General features: G+C 58.5%; 23 protein-coding genes. 11 read left to right on the top strand and 12 right to left on the bottom strand.

Annotated features, from left to right (window positions below):
* Window positions 1-2: 2 nt before the first annotated feature.
* Entirely contained in the window at window positions 3-2,246 is a 2,244-nt protein-coding gene (locus J7413_RS04010) for a molybdopterin cofactor-binding domain-containing protein (protein ID WP_209096632.1), read from the top strand.
* A gap of 53 nt (window positions 2,247-2,299) precedes the next feature.
* Here J7413_RS04010 and J7413_RS04005 read toward each other — a convergent pair whose 3' ends face one another.
* On the bottom strand, window positions 2,300-3,064 hold the full coding sequence (locus J7413_RS04005) for an enoyl-CoA hydratase-related protein (protein WP_209096629.1): 765 nt from the start codon (window positions 3,062-3,064) through the stop codon (window positions 2,300-2,302).
* Window positions 3,065-3,251: 187 nt separating this feature from the next.
* On the opposite strand from J7413_RS04005, the gene J7413_RS04000 reads away from it, so the two are divergent.
* Complete coding sequence (locus tag J7413_RS04000) at window positions 3,252-3,647, top strand: response regulator (RefSeq protein WP_209096627.1); 396 nt, start codon at window positions 3,252-3,254, stop codon at window positions 3,645-3,647.
* Between the two features lie 3 nt (window positions 3,648-3,650).
* On the opposite strand, the gene J7413_RS03995 is transcribed toward J7413_RS04000, so the two are convergent.
* The 3 genes from J7413_RS03995 to J7413_RS03985 all read right to left on the bottom strand — a co-directional run bounded on the left by J7413_RS03995 (window position 3,651) and on the right by J7413_RS03985 (window position 5,984).
* Window positions 3,651-3,989, bottom strand: a complete 339-nt coding sequence (locus J7413_RS03995; RefSeq protein WP_209096625.1) for an Hpt domain-containing protein — start codon at window positions 3,987-3,989, stop codon at window positions 3,651-3,653.
* Window positions 3,990-4,004: 15 nt separating this feature from the next.
* Window positions 4,005-5,477: a HAMP domain-containing sensor histidine kinase gene (locus J7413_RS03990; protein ID WP_209096617.1), complete on the bottom strand. Its 1,473-nt coding sequence runs from the start codon at window positions 5,475-5,477 to the stop codon at window positions 4,005-4,007.
* Between the two features lie 126 nt (window positions 5,478-5,603).
* Window positions 5,604-5,984, bottom strand: coding sequence for a hypothetical protein (locus tag J7413_RS03985; protein WP_209096615.1), 381 nt, complete (start codon window positions 5,982-5,984; stop codon window positions 5,604-5,606).
* 535 nt (window positions 5,985-6,519) lie between these two features.
* On the opposite strand from J7413_RS03985, the gene J7413_RS03980 reads away from it, so the two are divergent.
* Window positions 6,520-7,116: an acyl-homoserine-lactone synthase gene (locus tag J7413_RS03980; RefSeq protein ID WP_348538717.1), complete on the top strand. Its 597-nt coding sequence runs from the start codon at window positions 6,520-6,522 to the stop codon at window positions 7,114-7,116.
* 56 nt (window positions 7,117-7,172) lie between these two features.
* Here J7413_RS03980 and J7413_RS03975 read toward each other — a convergent pair whose 3' ends face one another.
* Both J7413_RS03975 and J7413_RS03970 read right to left on the bottom strand, forming a co-directional pair.
* Entirely contained in the window at window positions 7,173-8,252 is a 1,080-nt protein-coding gene (locus tag J7413_RS03975; RefSeq protein ID WP_209096613.1) for a response regulator, read from the bottom strand.
* Between the two features lie 303 nt (window positions 8,253-8,555).
* Complete coding sequence (locus J7413_RS03970) at window positions 8,556-9,419, bottom strand: MurR/RpiR family transcriptional regulator (protein ID WP_348538716.1); 864 nt, start codon at window positions 9,417-9,419, stop codon at window positions 8,556-8,558.
* A gap of 132 nt (window positions 9,420-9,551) precedes the next feature.
* On the opposite strand from J7413_RS03970, the gene J7413_RS03965 reads away from it, so the two are divergent.
* From J7413_RS03965 to J7413_RS03935, 7 genes are all read left to right on the top strand, one after another.
* Window positions 9,552-10,316, top strand: coding sequence for an N-formylglutamate amidohydrolase (locus J7413_RS03965; RefSeq protein WP_209096609.1), 765 nt, complete (start codon window positions 9,552-9,554; stop codon window positions 10,314-10,316).
* Entirely contained in the window at window positions 10,317-10,913 is a 597-nt protein-coding gene (locus J7413_RS03960; protein WP_209096607.1) for a TRAP transporter small permease subunit, read from the top strand.
* Window positions 10,913-12,235, top strand: coding sequence for a TRAP transporter large permease subunit (locus tag J7413_RS03955; protein WP_209096605.1), 1,323 nt, complete (start codon window positions 10,913-10,915; stop codon window positions 12,233-12,235). Before J7413_RS03960 ends, J7413_RS03955 begins: the two co-directional genes overlap by 1 nt.
* A 52-nt stretch (window positions 12,236-12,287) precedes the next feature.
* Window positions 12,288-13,322, top strand: coding sequence for a TRAP transporter substrate-binding protein (locus J7413_RS03950; protein WP_209096603.1), 1,035 nt, complete (start codon window positions 12,288-12,290; stop codon window positions 13,320-13,322).
* A gap of 75 nt (window positions 13,323-13,397) precedes the next feature.
* Window positions 13,398-14,762 carry a glutamine synthetase family protein gene (locus tag J7413_RS03945; protein WP_209096601.1) on the top strand — a complete coding sequence of 455 codons (1,365 nt, stop codon included), beginning with the start codon at window positions 13,398-13,400 and terminating at the stop codon, window positions 14,760-14,762.
* A gap of 95 nt (window positions 14,763-14,857) precedes the next feature.
* The gene (locus J7413_RS03940) at window positions 14,858-16,240 is read left to right on the top strand and encodes an aldehyde dehydrogenase family protein (RefSeq protein WP_209096599.1); all 1,383 of its coding nucleotides are present in this window, start codon (window positions 14,858-14,860) and stop codon (window positions 16,238-16,240) included.
* A complete protein-coding gene (locus J7413_RS03935) occupies window positions 16,237-17,382 on the top strand; it encodes an iron-containing alcohol dehydrogenase (protein WP_209096596.1) in 1,146 nt (381 codons plus the stop codon). Before J7413_RS03940 ends, J7413_RS03935 begins: the two co-directional genes overlap by 4 nt.
* Here the strand turns inward: J7413_RS03935 and cobF are convergent.
* Genes cobF through cbiE form a run of 6 tightly spaced genes read right to left on the bottom strand, consistent with a single transcriptional unit; the run spans window position 17,379 to window position 22,517 of the window.
* The gene (cobF, locus tag J7413_RS03930) at window positions 17,379-18,134 is read right to left on the bottom strand and encodes a precorrin-6A synthase (deacetylating) (RefSeq protein WP_209096591.1); all 756 of its coding nucleotides are present in this window, start codon (window positions 18,132-18,134) and stop codon (window positions 17,379-17,381) included. The two genes, J7413_RS03935 and cobF, sit on opposite strands and share 4 nt — an antisense overlap.
* Window positions 18,131-18,853: a uroporphyrinogen-III C-methyltransferase gene (gene cobA / locus J7413_RS03925; protein WP_209096590.1), complete on the bottom strand. Its 723-nt coding sequence runs from the start codon at window positions 18,851-18,853 to the stop codon at window positions 18,131-18,133. The genes cobF and cobA overlap by 4 nt, the downstream gene beginning before the upstream one ends.
* Window positions 18,850-20,166, bottom strand: coding sequence for a cobyrinate a,c-diamide synthase (locus tag J7413_RS03920; RefSeq protein ID WP_209096589.1), 1,317 nt, complete (start codon window positions 20,164-20,166; stop codon window positions 18,850-18,852). Before J7413_RS03920 ends, cobA begins: the two co-directional genes overlap by 4 nt.
* 1 nt (window position 20,167) lies before the next feature.
* Entirely contained in the window at window positions 20,168-20,962 is a 795-nt protein-coding gene (gene cobM, locus J7413_RS03915) for a precorrin-4 C(11)-methyltransferase (RefSeq protein ID WP_209096588.1), read from the bottom strand.
* Entirely contained in the window at window positions 20,959-21,324 is a 366-nt protein-coding gene (locus J7413_RS03910) for a cobalamin biosynthesis protein (RefSeq protein ID WP_209096587.1), read from the bottom strand. The genes cobM and J7413_RS03910 overlap by 4 nt, the downstream gene beginning before the upstream one ends.
* A complete protein-coding gene (gene cbiE, locus J7413_RS03905; RefSeq protein ID WP_209096586.1) occupies window positions 21,321-22,517 on the bottom strand; it encodes a precorrin-6y C5,15-methyltransferase (decarboxylating) subunit CbiE in 1,197 nt (398 codons plus the stop codon). Before cbiE ends, J7413_RS03910 begins: the two co-directional genes overlap by 4 nt.
* Between cbiE and J7413_RS03900 the strand changes: the two genes are divergently transcribed.
* Complete coding sequence (locus J7413_RS03900) at window positions 22,516-23,250, top strand: cobalt-precorrin-6A reductase (RefSeq protein WP_209096585.1); 735 nt, start codon at window positions 22,516-22,518, stop codon at window positions 23,248-23,250. The genes cbiE and J7413_RS03900 overlap by 2 nt on opposite strands.
* The last annotated feature ends 71 nt before the right edge of the window (window positions 23,251-23,321 follow it).

Here is a 23,321-nt window from a genome sequence, read left to right as displayed (position 1 = left end):
CCATGGGGAAGGTTGGAAAAATTGCACGCCGCACGTTTCTGCTTGGCGCAGCCGCGGTGGCCGGGGGGGTTGCCTTTGGCGTCTATAAGGTGCGCACGCCTTATGAGAATCCGCTGAAAGACGGGCTTGCCGATGGGGCGGCAACGTTTAACCCTTGGGTGATCATCGACAGCGAAAAGGTGACGCTCATCGGGCCTCATGGGGACAAGGGGCAGGGCGTTGCGCATGTGCAGGCGGCGCTGATTGCTGAGGAGCTTGATATCGAGCTGGATCAGGTGGAGACAAGTTTCGGCAAGCCGGACAAGGCCTATTGGAACCGGGCGCTGTCTGCGGATGGGGTGCCGTTTCGCTCCACCGATACGAGTTTTGCAGCCGAAGCGACGCGCAGTGTCATGAGCGGTGTGGCCAAGCTCTTGGGGTTGCAGATCACCGGAGGCTCCAGTGCGGTGCCTGACAGCTTTGTAAAGCTGCGCGAAGCGGGGGCTGTGGCGCGAGAGACGCTGAAGCTTGCGGCCTCCAATGTGAGCGGCGTTCCTGTGGCGCAGCTCACAACGGCGCATGGGGCGGTGCAGCTGCCGGATGGCACGGAGCTGAAGTACACGGAATTGGCAGCTGAAGCGGCAACGCTTGAGCCGGTGATGGACATCAAGCTGCGGGATCCAAGCGAGTGGCGGATGCTGGGCAAACCCATGCAGCGACTTGATATGATTGCCAAATCGACGGGCACGCAGGAGTATGGCATCGATGTAGAGGTCGAAGGCGCCGTGCATGCGACGGTGGTGTGCAACCCGCGCAAAGGCGGCGCACTCACCAACTATGATGCCAGTGCGGCCAAAGAGATGCGCGGCGTCAAAGCCATTGTGGAAGTCACGGGCGGCGTGGCTGTGGTGGCTGACAACACCTGGCGTGCCATTCAGGCGGCGCAGGCGATTGACTTTGAGTGGGGACCCGCGCCGTATCCTGCAGAGCAGGATGGCCATTGGGAGGCCGTGGCACGCAGCTTCAATGATGATCAGCTGGACAAGCAGTGGCGTGACGAGGGCGATGCGGACGCGACGATTGCGCAGGAAGGCACTGCTATTGAGGTGGAGTATCGCGTGCCTTACGTGGCCCATCAGCCGCTCGAGCCGATGAACGCCACTGTGCTGGTCGAAGACGATAAGGTGACGGTTTGGACAGGCCATCAGATCCCGGTGATGTTGCAACAGCAGGTGGCGGTGATCACGGGGCACGACCCTGAGCAGGTTGATCTGGTCAACCGCTACATGGGGGGAAGCTTTGGACACCGGCTTGAGTTCGAACAGGTGAAGCTGGCCGCTGAAGTGGCGAACCAGATGCGTGGGACACCCGTGAAGTTGACTTACAGCCGCGAAGAGGATTTTGCCCATGACTTCACACGCCACATTGGCATGGCGCGCGCCAAAGGCGCTGTGAAGAATGGCAAAGTCGTGGCCGCCGATTTGCAGATTGCAATGCCCTCTGTTGTGGTGTCGCAAATGGGGCGCGTGGGACTGAATATTCCGGGGCCTGATACGCAGATTGCGGCGGGGGCCTGGGATGTGCCCTATACGCTCGACAACTATCGGATGCGGGCCTACCGCGTACCAGAGCTGGCACCTGTGTCCAGCTGGCGCTCGGTTGGCGCCTCGGCGGGGGGCTTTTTCTTTGATTGCATGTTGGATGAGCTGATCCATGAAGCAGGGGCAGACCCGCTGGAAGAGCGGATTCGGCTGATGGGCAACCCGGTGGCGCGCAAGGTGTTGGAAGCTGTCGGTGAGATGTCAGGCTGGGGCAGCCCGCTGGCCGCAGGCAAAGGACGCGGCGTCGCCTTTGTGGAGAGCTTTGGCGTGCCGACCGCAGAGGTGATTGAAGTCACCAGCACGGAGGAGGGCATCAAGATCGATAAGGTCTGGGTCGCTGCCGACGTGGGGCGCGTGCTGGATCCGGTGAACTTTGAAAATCTGGTGCAGGGTGGTGTGGTCTTTGCGCTGGGCCATGCGATCAATAGTGAAATCACCTATTCTGATGGGATGGCGGAGCAGGCCAACTATTGGGATGCTGAGGGGATGCGGATGTACCAATGTCCGGAAATCTTCGTGAAGGGGCTGGAAAATGCGCCCAAGATCCGTGGCATCGGGGAGCCGCCTGTGCCACCTGCTGCGCCTGCGCTCGCCAACGCGATCTTTGCGGCGACCGGACAGCGGATACGTGAGCTTCCCTTGTATCATCATATTGATTTTGTGTGATTTTTAAGGGATCGTAGCTGAGAAGCCCGTCGATTTTATCGGCGGGCTTTTTGTTAGTTAGGGCGAAATTTGGGGGGGCGCTTCTCGAAGAAAGCGGCGCGGCCTTCCTGCGCGTTTGCGCTGCCCAAAAGCTGAGGTTGTGCGTCTCGTTCGTAGTCGATGGCGCGGTCCAAGCGTCCACTGTCAAAGGCTTTGATGGCGCGCAGTGCCTCTGGGCCGAGTGTTTCGATGTGCTGGGCAAGATCGAGCGCGGCCGCGCGCGCGCCGCCGTCTTCGACAAGGTCATCAACCATGCCCCAGGCGAGCGCAGTGGGCGCATCCACAGGTTTGGCATAGAGCATCATCTGGCGCGCGCGGGCGTGGCCGATGCGTGCGGGCAGGGACGTGAGCAGGCCGTAGTCGGGCATTAGGCCAATTTTGGTGAAGGCAGATAGAAAACGCGCGGATTGCGTGGCAATCACGGTGTCACACATCATTGCGATGGACAGACCAGCACCGGCGGCCCAGCCTTCGACAGCAGCGATAACGGGGACAGAGGCACCGGCGATTTGGTTGGCCAGATGTTTGACCTGCTGAAAGTTGATGCGTTTGTCGCGCATGGGCGCATCCATTGCTGCGATGTCGCCACCTGAACAAAAGTTGCCCCCGGCTCCAGTGAGAATGATGGCGCGCACGCTGCTGTCAGTCTCGATCTCCATGAGGGCTTGCGTGAGCGCACCGCGCAAGGGCGCCCCGATTGGGTTGCGCCGATCGGGATCGTTGAACGTGAGCACCGCTGCGTTGCCGACACGTTCGTTCAGAAGGGGGGGCGTTGCCATGGTGTTACCTCTGTGCTGACTGACGGAGTGAGGCTGCTGCAAAATGTGGCGTCACTCAAGTCGGAGGGGCTTGGGCAACGCGGCGTCACGTTTTGCGGAGGTCGGCACAATGTAGGGTTTTCCTGTGAGGATGCACACGTTAAGGTGTATTTTAGTTTGATGAAATCAGGTTCTGGGTTTGCAAGACATGGCAGAGTTTCACAGGATACTACATGTTGAGGATGATCCCGACATTCGCGAGATCACGCTGCTGGCTTTGAAAGAGTTGGGCGGGTTTGATGTGCTGCAATGTGACAATGGCGAAGACGCGCTGCTGCGTGCGACGGCATTTGAGCCGGATCTCTTGCTTCTGGATGTGATGTTGCCTGGCTTGAGTGGCATTGAAACGCTTATTGCCATGCGCAAGATACCTGATTTGGCAGAGATCCCTGCAGTGTTTCTGACTTCAAGAGATGTCAGTGCGCAGGACGAATGCGACATACGTGACCGCGCAATTGGAGCGATCCAGAAGCCGTTTGATCCCGTGACGTTGCCTGATCAACTTCGCCGGATGGTGGCGGCGCGTAAACCTGCACGGGCCTGAAGTCTAGCCCGCTGCAATCGTGTCGCTCAGCTTTTCTGAAAGGATATCGGTTGCGACCAGGATGCGCACAAGCTCTGGCTCTGTTGGGCGGCGGTGTTGGGCGGGCTCCAAAAGCTGTTCAACCTGCTCGGCGCACAGGCTGAGTGCGTTCAGCCCATAGGTGCCGCTTGTGCCGGCAAGCTTGTGGGTTGCCGTATAGAGATCTTTGAGCGCGTTAGGCATCGGGCCATGCTCCAGCAATGTCGCTGTCAGATCTTCGATCTCTGCCTCACGCGCGGGCAGGCCCGCAAGAAAGCGACGGCGCAAACCGGCGAGTTTCTTTTTATATTTTGATGGAAGCATCGCGGGCTGTGTCTGTTAGTTTGCGGTTGCAGGCTGTGGCAGCTCTACACGCGTGTTTTCTTCGGTGTCACAGAGTGGGAACACCGCGAAAAAGCAACTGCCTTCGCCCTGTTTGCTGTCGAAGTCGAGCGAGGCGCCGTGATCTTCTGTAATTTGGTAGGCAATTGAAAGGCCGAGGCCAGAGCCCTCAAATTTGCGTTTGTCAGATGCATCCACCTGTTGAAACATGCCAAAAACCAGATGGCTGCTTTCTGGAGGGATGCCGATGCCGTAGTCGCGGACCTCCAGTCGGGCGCAACCGTCTTCGAGGCGTGCGACCAATTCGATGTAGCTGCCTTCATGAGAGAATTTCACCGCGTTTGACAGCAGATTGTCGAGCACTTGCATCAGGCGCTGGTGGTCGCCCCGAACCCAAAGCGGGTCCGCAGGCGGGGATGTGCGCACGGTGATGTCTCTTTGGCTGGCATAGGGCGTGATGGATTGTGCCGCCTCTGCAATCAGTGCGCCCAATTCGACCGGCGCGAAGTCGTAGACCATTTTTCGAGCTTCCATTTTTTGGATGTCGAGCAGGTCGTTGATCAATTTTCCAAGCCGTTTGCTGTTTTTGTGGGCGATGTCGAGCATGCGACCTGCGCTGTCAGGGTTTTGGGCAAGATCCGTTTCACGCAGCAGGCTGAGCGCTCCGGATATCGAAGTCAGCGGGGTGCGCAGCTCGTGGCTGACCACCGACACGAACTGTGATTTGAGTTCGTATCCGGCGCGGGCTTTGTCGCGCTCGGAACGCAGCTCATCCATGTGGTCGAGCGTGCGCTGATACATGCGCAAGAAAATGGCGGCACATTCCAGCACGAAGTAGAGTACGAAAAGCGCTGTCGCAAAATGCAGCCACAGTTTTGATTCGAGCGGGGCGTTTTCTCGCAGGATGTCCGACACAGGGATATAGATGAAGACGCAGCCATAGGTGATGAGCCGCAGAGCCAGAATCTGGGGCAGTTGGTGATTGTTGACGGCCGCAAACAAACCCGCCGCAAAGACAAAGAACAGCGACATGAAGTGTTCGCCCGGCCCCTCTAGGCGGGCAAGCAGCAGCGTAAATGTGGCAACAGAGGCGGCTGACAGCGCATTGGCCCAAGACAGGCGGCGCAGCAGGCGCTGGCTGTGGCGCAAAGAATGGTCTGTGCGCTGAATCACCTGATAACAAATGGTGTTGTCAAACAGATCGGCGGCTTGCACGAGCAGGTAACAAAAGGCCGCGAGCGGCCATGAATAGTAAACACCGCACAGCAGCGCAGCCCCTGAGTAGATGCCTTGCCGTTGCCAAAACAGCGTAACGCCGCCTTTGGCAAAGTCATGAATTTCTTGGTGGAATCTGCGGGCTTGTGCCTCTGCGGGGGGCTTTGAGATGAGCAAATTTCGCAGGCGGTCTGATGCCCGTAGCAGGAATGACCTGCGGTGCTGTGCTGGCTGTCGTCTTTGGTCTGCGTGCATTCTGCCACGTCCAATTGCGTGAAAAGGACTGAGACGCCCCTACCTTCTGGCAGGTAGAAAAAAACACGCGATTGTGGCGGGATCGTGGCGGGATGTGGGCGGGATCGCGCCGTGTTGAGATTAGGCCTAGTTGGGGCGGGCGTCCTGCACAGTCCTGAAAACACGCCCTGCATGTTTGAGATCTGCCTGGGCCGGAGAATGGACAAAGTCGAGCAGCTCAAATGTTGTGTCGATGTGGCCCTTGTGATGTGGCACATAGCCAGACTGATCGAAGGTTCCGGTCGCTTCAATCACATCGCCCGGTGCGACAGAGTTGCGGAACCGTTCAATCAGATCCTGATCGCGCACGGTGAAGCTGACACGTTTTGGATAGCGAAACCCCGGCGCATCAGAGTCTCGGGCGGCTTCGGCTGAAATGTCCACCAGAAGCTTCGGCTCAGGCTCAGACAGCAGCAGTGTGTGTGCAATCTCGCCCTTAACGTGAAACTTAAGAAAGTAGGCGTGCATTTTCGTCCCCATGGCAACCGTACCCTAAAATACCCAGTGCTTGCTCAAACTCACGGGCAGAAGGAGGCAATTTGATGTTGTAGGCTGGGAGATTTTGCGAACGCAGTCTCACGCCTGAGTGTGAGGAGGACGATGTCCTTAAAATAGTTTACAGAGACTAAACAATTAGCAGAAAATTTTGATCAAATTGTAAAAACTGTGTTCTCAATGCAGAAACAGTCGAGAATCTTAAAGTCGTGAACTTTTTCAGTAGATGTTGAGTAAAATTTGTGGCTCAGTTTACTTAGTGGTGTCTGGGGGCGCTCCTGCCTGAGTGGCTGAATTGCTAGAAATATTGGCTAAGCTGCTGGTTTATTTGGTTATACCTGTTTTTTCTGCGTCGGGTATTTGGGTTTCTTGTTGTTTTTCTCGGAGTGTGCCGTTCGCCCAAAGGGTGTGGTGATGAGTGCGTGGGTATGTGTCAGGCGCGCTGTTGAAGGGCGCCTTGTGTCAGTGTGATTTGGTGTTTTGGGGAAACAATATATCCGGAGAGTTCATGGATATGCTGACGACGACTCTCTCGTTTGAGAACATGCACATGCATGGGGAATTGATGGTGAACCTGTTAAAGGCGCGCAAACAGTCCTTCATTGTGCAGAATAAATGGGACCTGCCCGAGGTGGCAGGTATGGAGTACGATCAATACGATACGCCTGCGAGTAGCTGGATTGCGGTCCATGAAGGGGAACGCGTGATGGCTGGTGTCCGTTTGACGCCAACAACTGCGCGTTGTGGGATGTATTCCTACATGTTACGGGATGCGCAAAAAGGCATGCTCGACTCCATACCGAGCAATCTTTTGTTTGACGAAGCGCCGATCGATCCGCGCGTGCTGGACGCGACGCGCGTATTTGTGGCGCGTGATGTGCCTGCTGAGCAACGGATGGAAGTTCAGACACAGTTGATGGAAAAGCTGATTTCCTCTGCCCGAGCGATGAATGCGCGGGAAGTGCTGGGGCTTGTTCCTGCGGTGTGGCCGCGCTGGATCAGGCGCTTGGGACTTGTGGCATGCGCTGCCGGACCGGTTATGATGATCGACGGGGTGCCTGTGCAGGTCGCGCGGATGGATTTGTCAAACAGTCATCGCCATTAAACGTTCTGCGTTTTCAGGCATCTATCTGTGTTTGAACGGCCAGAGCGAGCGAAGTGCTAGCCGAAGGCCGTTGCGGTTCGACGTGAGGCAACATCCTCGCGCAGGGCATCATGCAGCAGATGCTCATAAGCGCGGCGTTCCATTTCGTTTTGGAAGCCACTTTTGCCTGTTTGGCGTAGGGGCTTGCGCAAGCAAGGCGCGTGCACGTTGCGGTGCTGGGCGCGTGACTGCACATTTGCAAGGGCCCGTTGGAGGGCCAGCAGGGCACCTGCGCGTGTAAGCGTTGCCAGTTTTTGGGGTTGCCCGACGGTTACTCTGCTGACCAGCCCGTCGATCTGCGTGGATGGCAGATAGCGCAGGCGGTCGTTCAAGTCCGCTTCGATTTGCTCTGTCTGCAATCGCCTACTGCGCGGTAAAATGCAGAGGTAGTCACCACTTCCACGGTATGTTGCGATTGCAGCGTTGTCAGCCACCACCGACATCAATTCACTGGAAATATCCGTCAACATGCGCCGAAACGCATGTGGGGACAGCGTTGTGAATGCGCTTTGGATCGTGTCCACTTTGACAGCGAATGCGCAGCTGCTGCGCACCGCGCGGCGTGACATGTTCAACAAATGATCTTCAAAACTCACGTAGCCGACCACTTGGGTGACACCTGTCAGCTCAATGGGTTCATCAAGGCTTTGTGTCACTGTTTCGCGCAGCTCTCGTTTCAGCGCGACCATTTCAGCCGCCGCATCATGGGTGCGTTGCTGCTCCAGAACCATGTGTTGAGCCATAGAGATGCGGCTGAACAGTTCCAAGAAATCAAAGGGTTTGGTCACAAAGTCGCTGGCGCCTGCGGCAAAGGCGGCATCCACGTATTTCTTTTGAGACATGGCCGTCAGCATGATGATCGGCGTGCGCGCGTACCCTTTGGTTTTGCGGATCTTCGCCGCCAGAGCGATGCCGTCTAGCACCGGCATTTGAATGTCGAGCAAAAAGCAATCGAATGGCACCTTGGCCTTTGCAATGATGCGGATCGCCTCCGGACCTGATGGTGCGGTGACCAAAGTATGCTCGGTTTTGGCGGCGACCGCTTCTTCCAGAAGCGCGCAGATGCTTTCGTCGTCATCGACGGCCAGTATTTTCATGTCTCAGCCCTTTCTGTGGCTGCCCGATGGATAGCGTTTTCAACACAAACCAACACGGTTCGAAGAACATTCTGTCTTTCGATCCAAGGGCGACCTTGCAAAGCGAATGCGTCCAGATCGGGGCAAAAGCGTGACGTGTCGTGAAAAAAGTAAGGTTTTGTTAACTTTTGTCTCTGCTTTGGCGACAAACAAGGCAGTTGATCGTCCATGCGCACCCATGAAGTGCGTCACTGCCTGCGTAGAAAGATAGGCGTCGGCCGGGGGCTTTGTTGCGCCGAGACTCTAGACAATGCGTGCTGCGTGCTAAACGAATTTTCTGAAGATTTTGGTTTGGTCAAACATATCTTCGAGCGTGCGCATGCGTTGTTCTGTTCGGCCCCAAGAGGCTTCCTGTACGGCGGCAATCAGTGTTTCGGACAGGAGCATCATTGCAATGGTCGAGTCCCAAGCAGATGGGGCTTCGATGCGGCAGTTCAGTGAGATTTCGGCATATTGACTGATCGGGCTTTGCCATTGGTCGGTGATGAGAACGACGCGTGCGCCCTGCGCCTTTGCAATTTCAGCGAGGCGCAATGTCGAGTTTTCATAGCGACGGATGTCATAGATCAGCACAACGTCACCTTCATTGATATCAAGAAGGTCATGCGGCCATGCGTTGGAGGTGCCTCTGATGTGGCGCACACGGGCACGAATAACCTGCATGTGGAGGTGCAAATATTCGCTGAGGGCATGGGTGACACGCCCGCCAGTGATATACAGCGCGTTGCTTTCATCCGCGAGCATTTCGGCCAGCGCATCGAATTGTTTAGGGTCAACGCTGGCCAACGTCTGGCGAATATTGCCGATCACGGCATCCGTGAAGCGATTGAGGAGGTGCTCTTCTGGTGCGCTTTCGGCCCAGCTTTCATGTTTCGCGATCGGATTGGAGAAGCGCGCCTCCATTTCCTGTCGCAACGTATCTTGAAACTCAGGGAACCCCGAATAGCCAAGTTTCTGGACCATACGAGCAACAGTTGGGGTGGAGACCGCCGCTTTGTCAGCCAGTCTCGTGATCGAGCCCATCCCCGACATCGGGTAATTTTCCAGAATTACCCCTGCGAGCTGACGCTCTGCGCGGGTCAGGCTTTCATAGATCTTTTTGATCTTTTCCTGTGCGGTGTCTGCCACTTGGACCCCATTCTCTTTCTGCTGTTTCTGTAAGCATAGTTTCATAATTCAATTATAAGAAGAAAAATTTTCAGAATAATTATTGACAGGGTGGGGGCTCCTGAAGAAGTTTGTTCACAAAGGGAGGCGCTGATGACGCTAGAAGATGACGAAGTGGTTCATGTTGAGGGCGCCGTGGCGCCTTGTGATGTGCTGTTTGTCTGTGAACATGCCTCCAATTATTTTCCAGAATCGTTCGGTGATCTTGGGCTGAGTGATGAGGTCCGCGAAAGCCATGTGGCCTGGGATCCGGGGGCGCTTGCGCTGACGCGACTGCTGGCGGAACGCTTTGATAGCAGCCTTGTTGCGGGTGGTGTCTCCCGTTTGCTGTACGACTGCAACCGCCCACCGGTGGCGGAGAGTGCAATCCCTCAGCGCAGTGAGATTTTCGACATCCCCGGCAACGTTGGGCTGTCTGACGCGGCGCGCGAGGCCCGTGTCGAACAGATATATCTGCCGTTTCGGGGGGCGGTTGAGCAGGTGATTGCCATGCTTGAGCCCAAGGCGATTGTCACGGTGCACTCGTTCACACCGATCTATCACGGCGCAAAGCGCGATGTGGAGATTGGCATCCTGCATGACCGGGACACACGTTTGGCAGATGGGATGCTTGAGGCGTTGGCGGGTGCACCGCATGATGTACAGCGCAATGCGCCATATGGGCCGGAAGATGGCGTGACACACTCGCTGAAGCTTTACGGGCTCGCGACCCAGACGGCCAATGTGATGCTTGAAGTGCGCAACGACCTGCTGCGGACGGAGACACAGATTGCCCATATGGCTGACGTGATCGAAGGCGCGCTGCAAGCCGCACTTGCGGGGCTTGCCAAAGACACAAAAACGGAAGAGGGCCGATAAATGCCGAAGCTGATCCGGCTCTATATTCGCGGTGTCGACGGGTTTAACCGGCGCATTGGGCGATTCATCATGTATGGCATCTTTGCCATGATGGCGATTTTGCTGTGGTCCTCTTTCTCCAAGACCTTCATGACGCCTTCGCTCTGGACGCTGGAGATGGCGCAGTTTGCCATGGTGACTTACTACATCCTTGGCGGGCCGTATTCGATGCAGCTTGGCTCCAATGTGCGGATGGACCTGTTCTACGGCGAATGGACTCTGCGCCAGCGCGCGACGGTGGACGCGATGACCGTGTTCTTCTTGCTGTTTTACATTGCGATCCTGATCCACGGGGCTGTGGGCTCCAGCGCCTATTCACTGGGGCATTTTGGCGTCGAGCCTTATGCGTTTTATCGTGATCTGGTCTGGGCCTATGTCACGGGAGGCCGCGAGGCTGCCAGCGAAGTGATCGGCTATATCGAGCGCAGCCCAACGGCCTGGCGCCCGGTTTTGTGGCCGATCAAACTAATCATGCTTTTTGGCTTTATACTGATGTTCTTACAGGCGGTCTCTGAACTGTTCAAAGACATCGCGCGGATGCGTGGAGTTGACTACTGATGTCTTATGAAATGATCGCCATTCTGATGTTCTCGACCATGATGTTGATGCTCATGACCGGGCAGCGCGTTTTTGGCGCAATTGGTTTTGTGGGAGTGCTGGCAGCGGTGCTGCTGTGGGGCACGGGGGGCAGCGACATTGGCTTCTCTGCCGCGATGAAGCTGATGAAATGGTATCCGCTGCTGACGCTGCCGATGTTCATTTTCATGGGCTATGTGCTGAGTGAATCCAAGATTGCAGACGACCTTTACAAGATGTTCCATGTCTGGATGGGGCCGGTGCGCGGTGGTCTGGCGATTGGCACGATCCTGTTGATGGTGCTGATTTCTGCGATGAACGGTCTCAGCGTTGCGGGGATGGCGATTGGCGCGACCATTGCGCTGCCGGAATTGCTGAAACGCGGCTATGACAAACGCATGGTGACCGGGGTCATTCAGGCGGGATCGAGCCTTGGTATTCTTGTGCCGCCCTCTGTGGTGCTCGTACTTTACGCCATGATTGCGCGGCAGCCAGTGGGGCAGTTGTGGCTGGCCGGTGTGTTTCCGGGGCTGATGATGGCGGCGATGTTCATCCTTTATGTGGTGATCCGCTGCCGCATTCAGCCGGAGCTTGGCCCGGCCTTGCCGGAGGCGGATCGCGATATCACCCGCGCGGAAAAGCTGCGCCTGTTGCGTGCCGGTCTGCTGCCGGTGGTGATCTTTGCCACCATGATGGTGCCTTTCGTGAATGGCTGGACCTCGCTTGTCGAAAGCTCGGCGATTGGGGCGATCACCGCCTTTGTGGCAGCGGTGCTGAAGGGGCGGATGACGCGGGAAGTGTTTGAAACCTCGGTGCGCAGCACGCTTGGCATCTCCTGCATGTTCATGTGGATCATTCTGGCGGCGCTGGGCTTTGGCGCGGTGTTTGACGGTCTGGGCGCAGTGAAAGCGATCGACAACCTGTTCACCGAACAGCTGGGATTGGATCCATGGATGATCCTGATCCTTATGCAGCTGAGCTTCATCCTGATGGGGACTTTCCTGGATGACACGGCGATGCTTGTGATTGTTGCGCCGCTGTACGTGCCATTGGTGAAAGTGCTTGGCTTTGATCTGATCTGGTATGGCGTGCTTTATACGATCACCACACAGATCGCCTATATGACGCCGCCGTTTGGCTATAACCTGTTCCTCATGCGGGCCATGGCGCCGAGCGAAGTCACTCTGCGCGACATCTACCGGAGCATCGTGCCATTTGTGGCTGTGATGGTGCTGGCGCTGACATTGGTCATGGTCTTCCCGCAGATCGCGCTTTGGCTGCCCAACTATGTTTACGGAAAATAATAAACCTACAGAGTGCCGCAAACGGTGCCAGTTTCAACAAGGAGATAGAGAAATGACGACAAGACGTAAGTTTCTTCAGACCGCAGGTGTGAGCGCAATGGCCGCACCGCTCGCGGCGCCTGCAATTGCGCAGAGCACCATTAAGTGGCGCATGCAGACCTATGCCGGTCCTGCGCTGGCGGCGCATGTGATTGATCCAGCGATTGAGATGTTCAACAAGATTGCGGGCGACCGCATGCAGATTGAACTGTTCTATGCGGATCAGCTGGTGCCAACCGGCGAGCTGTTCCGTGCGATGCAGCGCGGCACCATTGATGCGGTGCAGTCTGACGATGACTCCATGGCGTCGCCCACCGAGGTGACGGTATTTGGCGGCTACTTCCCGTTTGCCTCTCGCTACAGCCTCGATGTGCCTGTGCTGTTCAACCAGTACGGCCTGAACGAGATTTGGGACGAAGAGTATTCCAAAGTGGGTGTGAAACACATCAGCGCGGGTGCCTGGGATCCGTGCCACTTTGCCACCAAAGATCCGATCAACTCTCTGGAAGACCTGAAGGGCAAGCGCATCTTTACCTTCCCAACCGCGGGCCGCTTCCTGAGCCAGTTTGGTGTCGTGCCAGTGACCCTGCCATGGGAAGATATCGAAGTGGCGGTGCAGACCGGCGAGCTTGATGGTATTGCATGGTCTGGCATCACCGAGGATTACACCGTGGGTTGGGCCGATGTGACCAACTACTTCCTCACCAACAACATTTCCGGTGCCTGGGCGGGCAGCTTCTTTGCCAATATGGACCGCTGGAATGAACTGCCAGAAGATCTGCAGACCCTGTTCCGCGTCTGTACCGATCAGTCGCACTACTATCGTCAGTGGTGGTATTGGGGTGGTGAAGCCAACCTGCGTGTGAACGGCACCAAGATGCAGCTGACCTCCATTCCAGATGAAGAATGGGCTCAGGTGGAAACCGCTGCCGTGAAGTTCTGGGATGAGATCGCAGCAGAAAGCCCGACCAAGGCGAAGGTTGTGGAGATCTTCCGCAAGTATAACGCAGACATGCAGGCGGCGGGTCGTCCGTACCGTTACGGCTAAGTCTTTTTGAAATCACATTTTTCAAAGCCCCGTCAGCGGATGGGGCTTTGATACGCAACAAAGAAGGCGCATTTGATGTCTGGCAACCTGACCCTTGAAGAGCTGCGCGGGCTGAGCGCGAGCGGCGAGATTGACACTGTTTTGGCCTGTATTGTGGATATGCAGGGGCGCTTGATGGGCAAGCGGTTTGTGGCGCAGCATTTTGTGGACAGCGCCTGGGAAGAGACCCATTGCTGCAACTACCTGTTGGCGACCGATCTGGAGATGCACACGGTTGAGGGCTATGCCTCGACCAGTTGGTCTGCGGGCTATGGTGACTATCTGATGAAGCCTGACCTCAGAACCCTGCGCCGGGCAGCATGGCTGGAGGGTACTGCGCTGGTGATCTGTGACGTGATGGATCACCACGGCCATCATGACATTGGCCATTCGCCCCGTGCCATGCTGAAAAAGCAGATCGCGCGGCTGGCGGAGATGGGGTTTGAGGCGGTGTCTGCCACCGAGCTTGAGTTCTTTATCTTTGAGCAGAGCTTTGAGGAGATGAGCAAGAGCGGCTATCGCGATCTGACGCCGATCAGTGCTTATAATGAGGATTATCACATCCTTCAGACCACCAAGGAAGAGGGCGTGATGCGCGCGCTGCGCAATGGGCTTTATGCCTCTGGCATTCCGGTGGAAGGCTCCAAGGGTGAAGCAGAGACCGGGCAGGAAGAGCTCAACATCCGCTATGGCAGCGCGATGGATGCGGCTGAAAACCACACGATTTCCAAACATGCAGCCAAGGAAATCGGTTGGCAAAAGGGGCATGCGGTGTCTTTCCTGCCGAAGTGGCACCATGACAAAGTGGGCAGTGCGAGCCACGTGCACCAGTCGCTTTGGACAAAAGACGGCGTGCCTGCGTTTTTTGATGCGGATAAGGATCTGGGCATGTCCGATCTGGCGCGGCACTATCTGGGTGGCCTGCTGAAATATGCCGATGACATCACCGTGTTCCTTGCGCCCTATGTGAACAGTTATAAACGGTTCCAGAAAGGCAGCTTTGCGCCAACTGCCAAGGTCTGGTCGGTGGACAACCGCACAGCGGCTTTCCGGCTTTGTGGCGATGGCAGCAAAGCCGTGCGGGTGGAATGCCGGGTGCCTGGGGCGGATATGAACCCCTATCTGGCGATTGCGGCGATGTTAGCGGCAGGCATCAAAGGGATTGAGGAACAGCTGGATCCCGGTGCACCTTTGACAGGGGATGCCTATGAGGCGGGCGACAATGTGATCCCGACCAGTCTTCGGGATGCCACCGAGGCGCTGCGTGGCTCTGACATGCTGCGCGCGGCCATGGGCAGTGACGTGGTTGACCATTATGTGCGGATGGCGGAATGGGAGCAGGAAGCCTTTGACGCGGTGGTGACTGATTGGGAAATTGCACGCGGGTTTGAGCGGGCGTAAACCGGAAGAGGTGAGGGGCCAGCCCCTCATACTCCCCGGGATATTTGACGAATGAGAAAGCGGGGCGTTGTGCCCCTTATGGATGGAGTGTTGCCATGAGCGGCATGTTGACTTGTATCTCTCCGATCGATGGATCGGTGTTTGCAGAACGCCCTGTGTTGAGCGCAGATGAGGCGTTTGCCGCAGCGGCGCGCGCCAAAGCGGCACAGAAAGCCTGGGCGGCGCGTCCGCTGCAAGAGCGGATTGATCTGGTGATGGCCGGTGTGGCCGCTGTGGGCGCGATGAACGATGAGATCGTGCCCGAGCTGGCCAAGATGATGGGCCGCCCGGTGCGCTATGGCGGGGAATTTGGCGGGTTCAATGAACGAGCAAGCCATATGGCGGATATCGCGGCGGAGTCGCTTGCGGATATTCAGGTGGGCGAAGACGACACGTTCAAGCGCTATATCAAGCGCCTGCCGCATGGGGTGGTGTTTGTGGTGGCGCCGTGGAACTACCCTTACATGACGGCGATCAACACTGTGGCGCCAGCGCTGATTGCCGGTAACTCCGTTGTGCTGAAGCACTCCACCCAGACCCTCGTGGTGGGGGAGCGCATGGCGCAGGCTTTCCAGAGCGCGGGTGTGCCAGAAGATGTGTTCCAGAACGTTTTCCTGAGCCATGACGTGACCAATGATCTGATCGCGGGCAATGCGTTTGATTTTGTGAATTTCACCGGTTCCGTCGGTGGTGGTCAGGCGATGGAACGCGCGGCGGCGGGCACATTCACGGGTGTTGGCACGGAGCTTGGCGGCAAAGATCCGGGCTATGTCATGGAAGACGCAGATCTTGATGCGGCGGTGGACACGCTGATTGACGGAGCGATGTTCAATTCTGGCCAGTGCTGCTGTGGTATCGAGCGGATCTATGTGCATGAGAGCCTGTATGACGCTTTTGTAGAAAAGGCGGTGGCGGTTGTGAACGGCTACAAACTTGGCAATCCGTTGGAGGAAGAGACCACAATTGGCCCGATGGCCAATGTGCGGTTTGCTGATGAGGTGCGCGCCCAGATTGCGGAAGCGCTGGACGCTGGGGCAACCGCGCATATTGAGACCTTTGCTGAGGATGATGGCGGGGCTTATCTGACGCCGCAGATCCTGACCGATGTGACCCACGACATGCGTGTGATGCGCGATGAGAGCTTTGGGCCGGTTGTGGGCATCATGAAGGTGTCTTCTGATGAAGAAGCCATTGCCCTGATGAACGACAGCGAGTTTGGTCTGACGGCGAGCCTGTGGACCAAAGACGTGGAACGTGCCGAGCGTGTGGGCAATGAAATTGAGACTGGCACCGTGTTCATGAACCGGGCGGATTACCTTGATCCGGGTCTGTGCTGGACCGGCTGCAAAAACACCGGGCGCGGCGGCGGATTGTCTGTGATCGGCTTCCAGAACCTGACACGCCCGAAATCTTACCATCTGAAGAAGGTGACATCATGACACTTGTTGGCAACTGGTCCTATCCGACCGCAGTGAAATTTGGCGCTGGCCGCATCAAAGAGCTGGCAGAGGCCTGTGCGGCCACCGGCATGAAAAAGCCGCTGCTGGTGACAGACAAAGGGTTGGCGGATCTACCGATCACCACGGCCACTCTGGATCTTTTGGAGGCGGCGGGCCTGGGGCGCGCCATGTTCTCTGACGTGGATCCGAACCCAAATGAGAAAAACCTTGAGGCCGGTCTTGAGGTCTACCGCGCTGGGGGCCACGATGGGGTGATCGCCTTCGGCGGTGGTTCTGGTCTTGATCTGGGCAAAATGGTTGCCTTTATGTCTGGCCAGACGCGCCCGGTTTGGGATTTTGAAGACATTGGCGATTGGTGGACCCGTGCGGATCCTGATGGGATTGCACCCATTATCGCTGTGCCAACCACCGCAGGAACCGGCTCTGAAGTGGGGCGCGCGAGTGTCATCACCAACTCGGTCAGCCATGAGAAGAAGATCATCTTCCACCCCAAGGTGCTGCCTGCCATCGTGATCTGCGATCCAGAGCTGACTGTGGGCATGCCCAAGTTTATCACCGCAGGCACCGGGCTTGATGCCTTTGCCCATTGCGTTGAGGCTTATTCCAGCCCGCATTATCATCCGATGAGCCAGGGGATCGCATTGGAAGGCATGAAGCTCGTCATCGAGAACTTGCCGCGCGCCTATGCGGATGGCACCGATCTGGAGGCGCGCGCGCATATGATGAGCGCGGCAATGATGGGGGCGACAGCGTTCCAAAAAGGTCTCGGAGCCATCCATGCCATGAGCCACCCGGTGGGCGCGATGTTTAACACGCACCACGGCACCACCAATGCGGTCTGCATGCCAGCGGTTCTGGAATTGAACGCAGCTGAGATCTCAGCACGTTTTGATCTGGCCGCGGGTTACCTGGGGATTGAAGGCGGCTTTGAAGGCTTCCGTGCGTTTGTGCAGGGCTTTAACGACAGCCTTGGCATCCCGCGCAAGCTGTCTGATCTGGGCGTGAAAGCGGATGCCATCCCTGATCTGGTCAAAGGCGCGCTGATTGATCCGAGCTGCGGTGGCAACCCGGTGGAACTGACTGAGGCGAACCTCACAGCGCTGTTTGAAGCGACGATCTAAGCCGCTTTGCGCAGCAGATAGATATCCATAATCCATCCAATCTTGGCCCGTGCATCTGCGCGGGCCTTGATGATTTTGGCAGAGACCTCTGCCAGCGGGCCTTCGATCAGGATCTGCTGATCCATGCCCACATAGCCCCCCCACCAGATGTGCAGACCTGCGGGATCGAGATGCTGGAAGGAGCAGCTGCCATCCAGCATTACGGCCACGGTTGAAACACCTTCGGGCCAGCCGTCTTCGCGCAGTTTGCGCCCCGTGGTGATCTGCACCGGATCGCCCAAAGTGTTGAGCGGAATGGCGTGGGCGGCGGTCAGCATCTGCAGCGAGGTGATGCCGGGCACCACGTTCACAGTCAGCGGGATGCCGCGTGCGATCAGGCGATCAGCAATGCGTAGGGTGCTGTCATAGAGCGAAGGGTCGCCCCAGACCATCAGAGCGACATGGCCATCAGCGGGGGCATGCGTGGCGATGAGATCCTGCCAGATTGCGGCCAGCGCATCATGCCAGGTGTTCACGCCGTCAAGATATTTCGGCGTGTCTGCGTCGCGCACCGGATAGTCAAATTCGACGATCCTAGGCGCGGTGGTCAGAAGCTCTGCGGCGATCATGCGACGCAGATCGGCGAGCTCGGTTTTCTCGTCACCTTTGCGGGGCAGCAGAATGACATCTGCGGCCTCCAGCGTTTTGAGTGCCTGTCGGGTGAGGTGGTCGGGGTTGCCCGAGCCGATGCCAACGAGGGAAAGCGTTGTCATTTGGGATCTGCCAGTTCGCCAAAGAGGATGATGCCCGGCGCTGTGGAAATCTCTTCCGCCAGCTGTTTGGCGAGGTCTTCCATCGTGGTGCGGGTGAGCGTCTGTTCCGGATGGGACACGCTTTCGGCCAAGAGCGCAGGGCAGTCGCGGCGCAGGCCGGTGGCAAAGAGTTTTTCGGCCAGTTCCGGGAAGGTGCGTTTGGGCATGAAGAGCACTGTGGTGGCGCCAGGATCCGCCAAAGCCTGAAGGTTGATATCGCCGGGCAGGGCGCCTGCCACATCGTGACCGGTGACAAATTGCACACGGCGGGCAACAAGGCGGCGGGTCAGCGGGATGCCAGCTGCAGCGGCGGCGGCGCTGGCCGACGTCACACCGGGGATGATTTCAAAATCAATGCCTGCTTCTTTGAGGGCGGTGATTTCTTCTTCTAGACGGCCAAAAATGCCGCTGTCGCCGGATTTCAGGCGCACCACATGGGCGCCGGATTGGGCGTAGTCCACCAAGAGCTGGCTGACGTGGTGTTGCTTGGGCGAGGGGCGGCCCGCGCGTTTGCCCACGCCAACAAGATCCGCCTCTTTGTTGGCGTGCTCCAGAATGGGGCCTGCGGAGAGGTCATCAAACAGCACGGCCTCTGCTTTCCCGAGGCGATCAACAGCCTTCAATGTGAGCAATTCGGGATCACCCGGGCCGGAGCTTACGAAACTGACAAAGCCGGTCATGCGGAGGCCTCTGCAATCAGGTGGAAGAAGGTGCCGGTGGTGTGGCCCTTGATCGAGCCGGTTTCCGGCACCGGGTTGCCGTCTGCATCGCCAACTTGGGCGAGCGGGGCATCAGGTTCTTCCAGAATGGTGGAATAGTGGAATTCATGGCCACGCAGGCGCGCGCCCGTTTCAAAGCCCAGCATGGGGGCCTGCAATGTTGCTTGACGGTAGCCGAGGTGGAATTTGCGTTTCTCATAGGAGGTCACAAGCCCCAGAAGACCTGCCATTTCGTGGCGGTTGCCCTCTTTGTCGATCAGCGCCTGACCCAAGGCCATATAGCCACCGCATTCGCCGTGCACCGGTTTGGTTTCGGCGTGTTTGCGCAGGCCAGTGAGGTAGGTCTGATTGGCGGCAAGCGTGCCGGCGTGCAGCTCCGGGTAGCCACCTGGGAGCCAGACAAGATCGGCGCTTGCGTCTGGGGCTTCATCGGCAAGTGGGGAGAAGGGCAGGATCTCTGCACCTGCATTGCGCCAGCCAGTCAGAAGGTGCGGATAGGTGAAGCTGAAGGCGGCATCCCGTGCAAGGGCGATGCGCTGCGCTGGAGGTTTGGGCAATTGACCAGAGCGCGCGGGGCCAGCTTTGGCAGCCGCTTTGAGGGCTTCTAAGTTCACATTCTCACGCAGGAAGGCGGCATAGCCGGTGATGGCTTCTTCAAGATCGGGGTGCTCGATTGCCTGAATGAGGCCGAGGTGGCGCTCAGGTAGGGCGAGATCGCCGCGACGGGGGAGTACGCCAAGCACATTGATACCGGCCTGATCCATGCCCAGCCGCGCAAGGCGCTCATGACGCGGAGAGGCGCAGCGGTTGAGGATCACTCCGGCAAAGGGCAGATCTGGGTTGTAGGTTTTGAACCCCAGCGCGGTGGCGGCCGCCGATTGCGCCTGACCACCCACGTCGATCACCAGAACAACCGGCCAGCCCATCATCAGCGCGGTTTCCGCGGAACTGCCAAAGCCGTTTTCACCACGTGTGGCCACGCCGTCAAACAGGCCCATGGAGCCTTCGGCGACGATGATGTCTGCGCCTTGCGCCTGTTCTGATATGCCGCCGGCAAGGGCGGGCGGCATGGCCCATGTGTCCAGATTGAACGCCGGGCGGCGGGCGGCGGCGTGGTGGAACGCCGGGTCGATGTAGTCCGGGCCGGATTTGAACGGCTGCACATTCAGGCCATCTTCGGCCAGAGCACGCAGAAGGCCAAGCATCACGGTGGTTTTGCCGGTGCCGGAGGAGGGGGCGGAAATCAGGATGCCGGGGGGCATGGTGGTGGTCATGTCAGTCGTCTCCATGCTGCCAGCTCGACCATGGGCTGTCTGCGGTCTGCGGGCGATAACGGCGGTCATATTCGGTGGCGTAGAGGCAGCTTTCGTCAAAGCCTTCGCCTGCGAGGGCGGGGCCGACAAGGATCAACGCCGTGCGGGTGATATTTTCGGTCACATCGGCCTTCAGGGTGGCGAGTGTGGTGCGGATGATCTGCTGATCGGGCCAGCTGGCGCGGTAGACCACGGCCACCGGGCAGCCAGCGCCATAGGCGGGGGTCAGATCAGCGATCACGTGATCAAGGTTGCCAATGGACAAGTGGATGGCAAGGGTCGCGCCGGTGGCTGCGAAATTCTTAAGCGTTTCGCCTTCTGGCATGGAGGAGGCGCGCCCAGGGGTGCGGGTCAACACCACCGATTGCGCCAGACCGGGCAGGGTGAGCTCGGTTTCCAGCGCCGCTGCGGCGGCGGCAAAGCTTGGCACGCCAGGGGTGACAGAGACCGGGATACCCTCAGCGCGCAGGCGGCGCAGTTGCTCCCCCATGGCGGACCAGACAGAGAGATCGCCAGAGTGCAGGCGGGCCACATCCTGGCCTTTTGTATGGGCCGCTTTGCATTCGGCCACAATGGCATCGAGATCCAGCGGTGCAGTGTTGATGATGCGCGCGCCCTCGGGGCAGTGGGACAGGATTTCATCCGGCACAAGAGAGCCCGCATAGAGGCAGACCGGACAAGAGGCGATCAGGTCACGCCCCCGCAAGGTCAAGAGATCGGCCGCACCGGGGCCTGCACCGATAAAGTGAACGGTCATGTGGTACTTCCTTCAGCAATGGCGCAGGTGGCCATACGGTCTTCTGAGATGACGCGGGTTTGCAGCAATGTCGCCGATGCACCCGCAGCCACCAACGCGCAGGCTTCTGCCACCGACCCGGTGCCGCGCTTTTCGCGTACTTTCGTGGAGTTGGTCACTGTGGAGGCTGCGTGCATATCCTGTGGTGCCACGGGAATCACAGGCAGAGAGAGTGCCTCGGCAAAGGTCGCAAATGCCTGCGCCTGCGCTTTGTCTTCCGGTGCGGCAATCGCTGACACATCCACGGGCTGCGCGGCCTGCCAAGCGGCTTGCAGGCTTTCCAGCGTGGCGGATTGTCGGAAGCCAAAACCTGCAACTCTCATTTTGTGACGCTCCATTGCACAATGGGATAAGCGGATTTCCAGCCGCGTTTTCGGCCCAAGGGGTTGGCATGCGCCAGCTCGATACGCAAGAGGTCGCCGCCGTTTTGTGCCTGCCAATTGGCCAAAAGCACCTCTGCCTCAAGCGTTACCGCGTTGGCCACCAATCGCGCGCCTTCTGGCATTTGCTGCCAGACCGCTTGTAGCATGTCTTCGCTGATGCCTCCGCCAATGAAAACGGCGTCAGGGGGCTCAAGACCGGCAAGGGCTGCGGGCGCATCACCGGTGACAACTGACAGGCGGTCTGCGCCGAGGCTTGCAGCATTGGCTGCAATACGCTGCGCCCGTTCTGGGTTGATCTCCACACTGGTGGCGCGGGTGCGGGGGTGGGCCAGCAGCCATTCGATGGCGATGGAGCCTGAGCCGCCGCCGATGTCCCAGAGGTGCTCGCCGGGCAGGGGAGCGAGTGCAGAAAGCGTCAGGGCGCGCACAGGGCGCTTGGTGATCTGACCATCGTTGTCAAAAAAGGTGTCCGGGCGGCCTGAGGCGGTGGTGAGGGCGGGGCCTCCCAGTGCCTCAATCGCGACAGAAACGGGATGTGTGATATCGGTGAAGGCTAGCTCTTGGGCGGCGGACTGGCGTATGCGTTGGCGGGGGCCGCCGAGGGCTTCAAGCACGTGCAATGTGCTTGCGCCAAAGCCGATACCGGTGAGCCAAGCGGCAATATCGGAAACAGCATCCCCGTCGCGCAGGGTTACGATGGCGCGTGCGCCATTGGCGAGATGCGGGCGCAGGCGCGCAAAGGGGGCTGCATGCAGGCCCATGGTGGTTGTGCTTTCCAACGGCCAGCCAAGCGCGGCCGCGGCCAGAGACACGGTGGAGGGGGCGGGCAGGCTGCGCCATTCCCCCGGCTCCAAGTGTTTGGTGAGGCTGCCACCAGCGCCATGCCAGAACGGATCGCCAGACGCGAGCACGACGGTTTTGCGACCGCGGTTTTCCAGCAAAAGCGTGAGGCCATCCGCGTAAGGCACGGGCCATGTCACAGTCTTAGCGGTGATCTGGGGCAGCAGCGAAAGGTGCCGTGCCGCGCCCATGACAACTTCGGCATTTTCAAGCGCTTTGCGGCTTGCAGGGGGAAGGCCATCTGGGCCATCTTCGCCGAGCCCGACGATGGTGAGCCAAGGATCAACTGACATGACAACCAAACTCCTTATTCTTGGCGGCACAACCGAGGCCAGCGCTTTGGCCAAAGCCGTGGCGCAAGCCGGTATTGACGCGGTTTTCTCTTATGCGGGGCGTGTCGCCAAGCCCAAAGAGCAGCCTTTGCCCATGCGGGTGGGGGGATTTGGCGGTGTTGACGGGTTGGCTACCTATTTGCGGGACAATAGCATCACCCATGTGATTGATGCGACACATCCTTTTGCCGCGCAAATGAGCTGGAACGCTTATCACGCCTGTGCGCAGGAGGGCGTTGAGCTGATCGCTCTGACCCGTCCGGCCTGGCGGGCGCAGGCCGGGGATGACTGGCACCATGTGGCGGATATTGAGGGCGCTGTGGCGGCGCTTGATGGGGCGGCCAAGCGGGTGTTGCTGGCGCTGGGCAAGCTCAATCTGCCTGCCTTTGCGGCCCAGCCGCAGCATCATTATGTCCTGCGCCTTGTAGATCAGCCGGACACCCCGCCTGCCGTGCCGCATCACACCGTGGTTGTGGCACGGGGGCCGTTTGATGTGGCTGGGGACCGCGCGCTTATGGAGCAGCACAGCGTGGAAGTGGTGGTCTGCAAAAACGCTGGGGGCATTGGGGCGGAGGCCAAGCTGCATGCCGCGCGGGCGTTGAACATTCCGGTGATTATGATTGACCGGCCTGAACTGCCGCCGAGGGCGGAGCTGGCCACAGCGGAGGCGGTTATGGCTTGGGTCAATAACTGAAGTTTGGCCCGGCGTAGACGGGCCGCGCCCGACCCTCCCCATGGGAGGGCGCTTTGCTTCCTCCCAGGATC

This window comes from Shimia sp. R10_1 (genome assembly GCF_017744095.1).
Taxonomy (GTDB): domain Bacteria; phylum Pseudomonadota; class Alphaproteobacteria; order Rhodobacterales; family Rhodobacteraceae; genus Shimia.
Note: the sequence above shows the minus strand (reverse complement) of the source record. Positions and strands in the feature narration are given on the sequence as shown.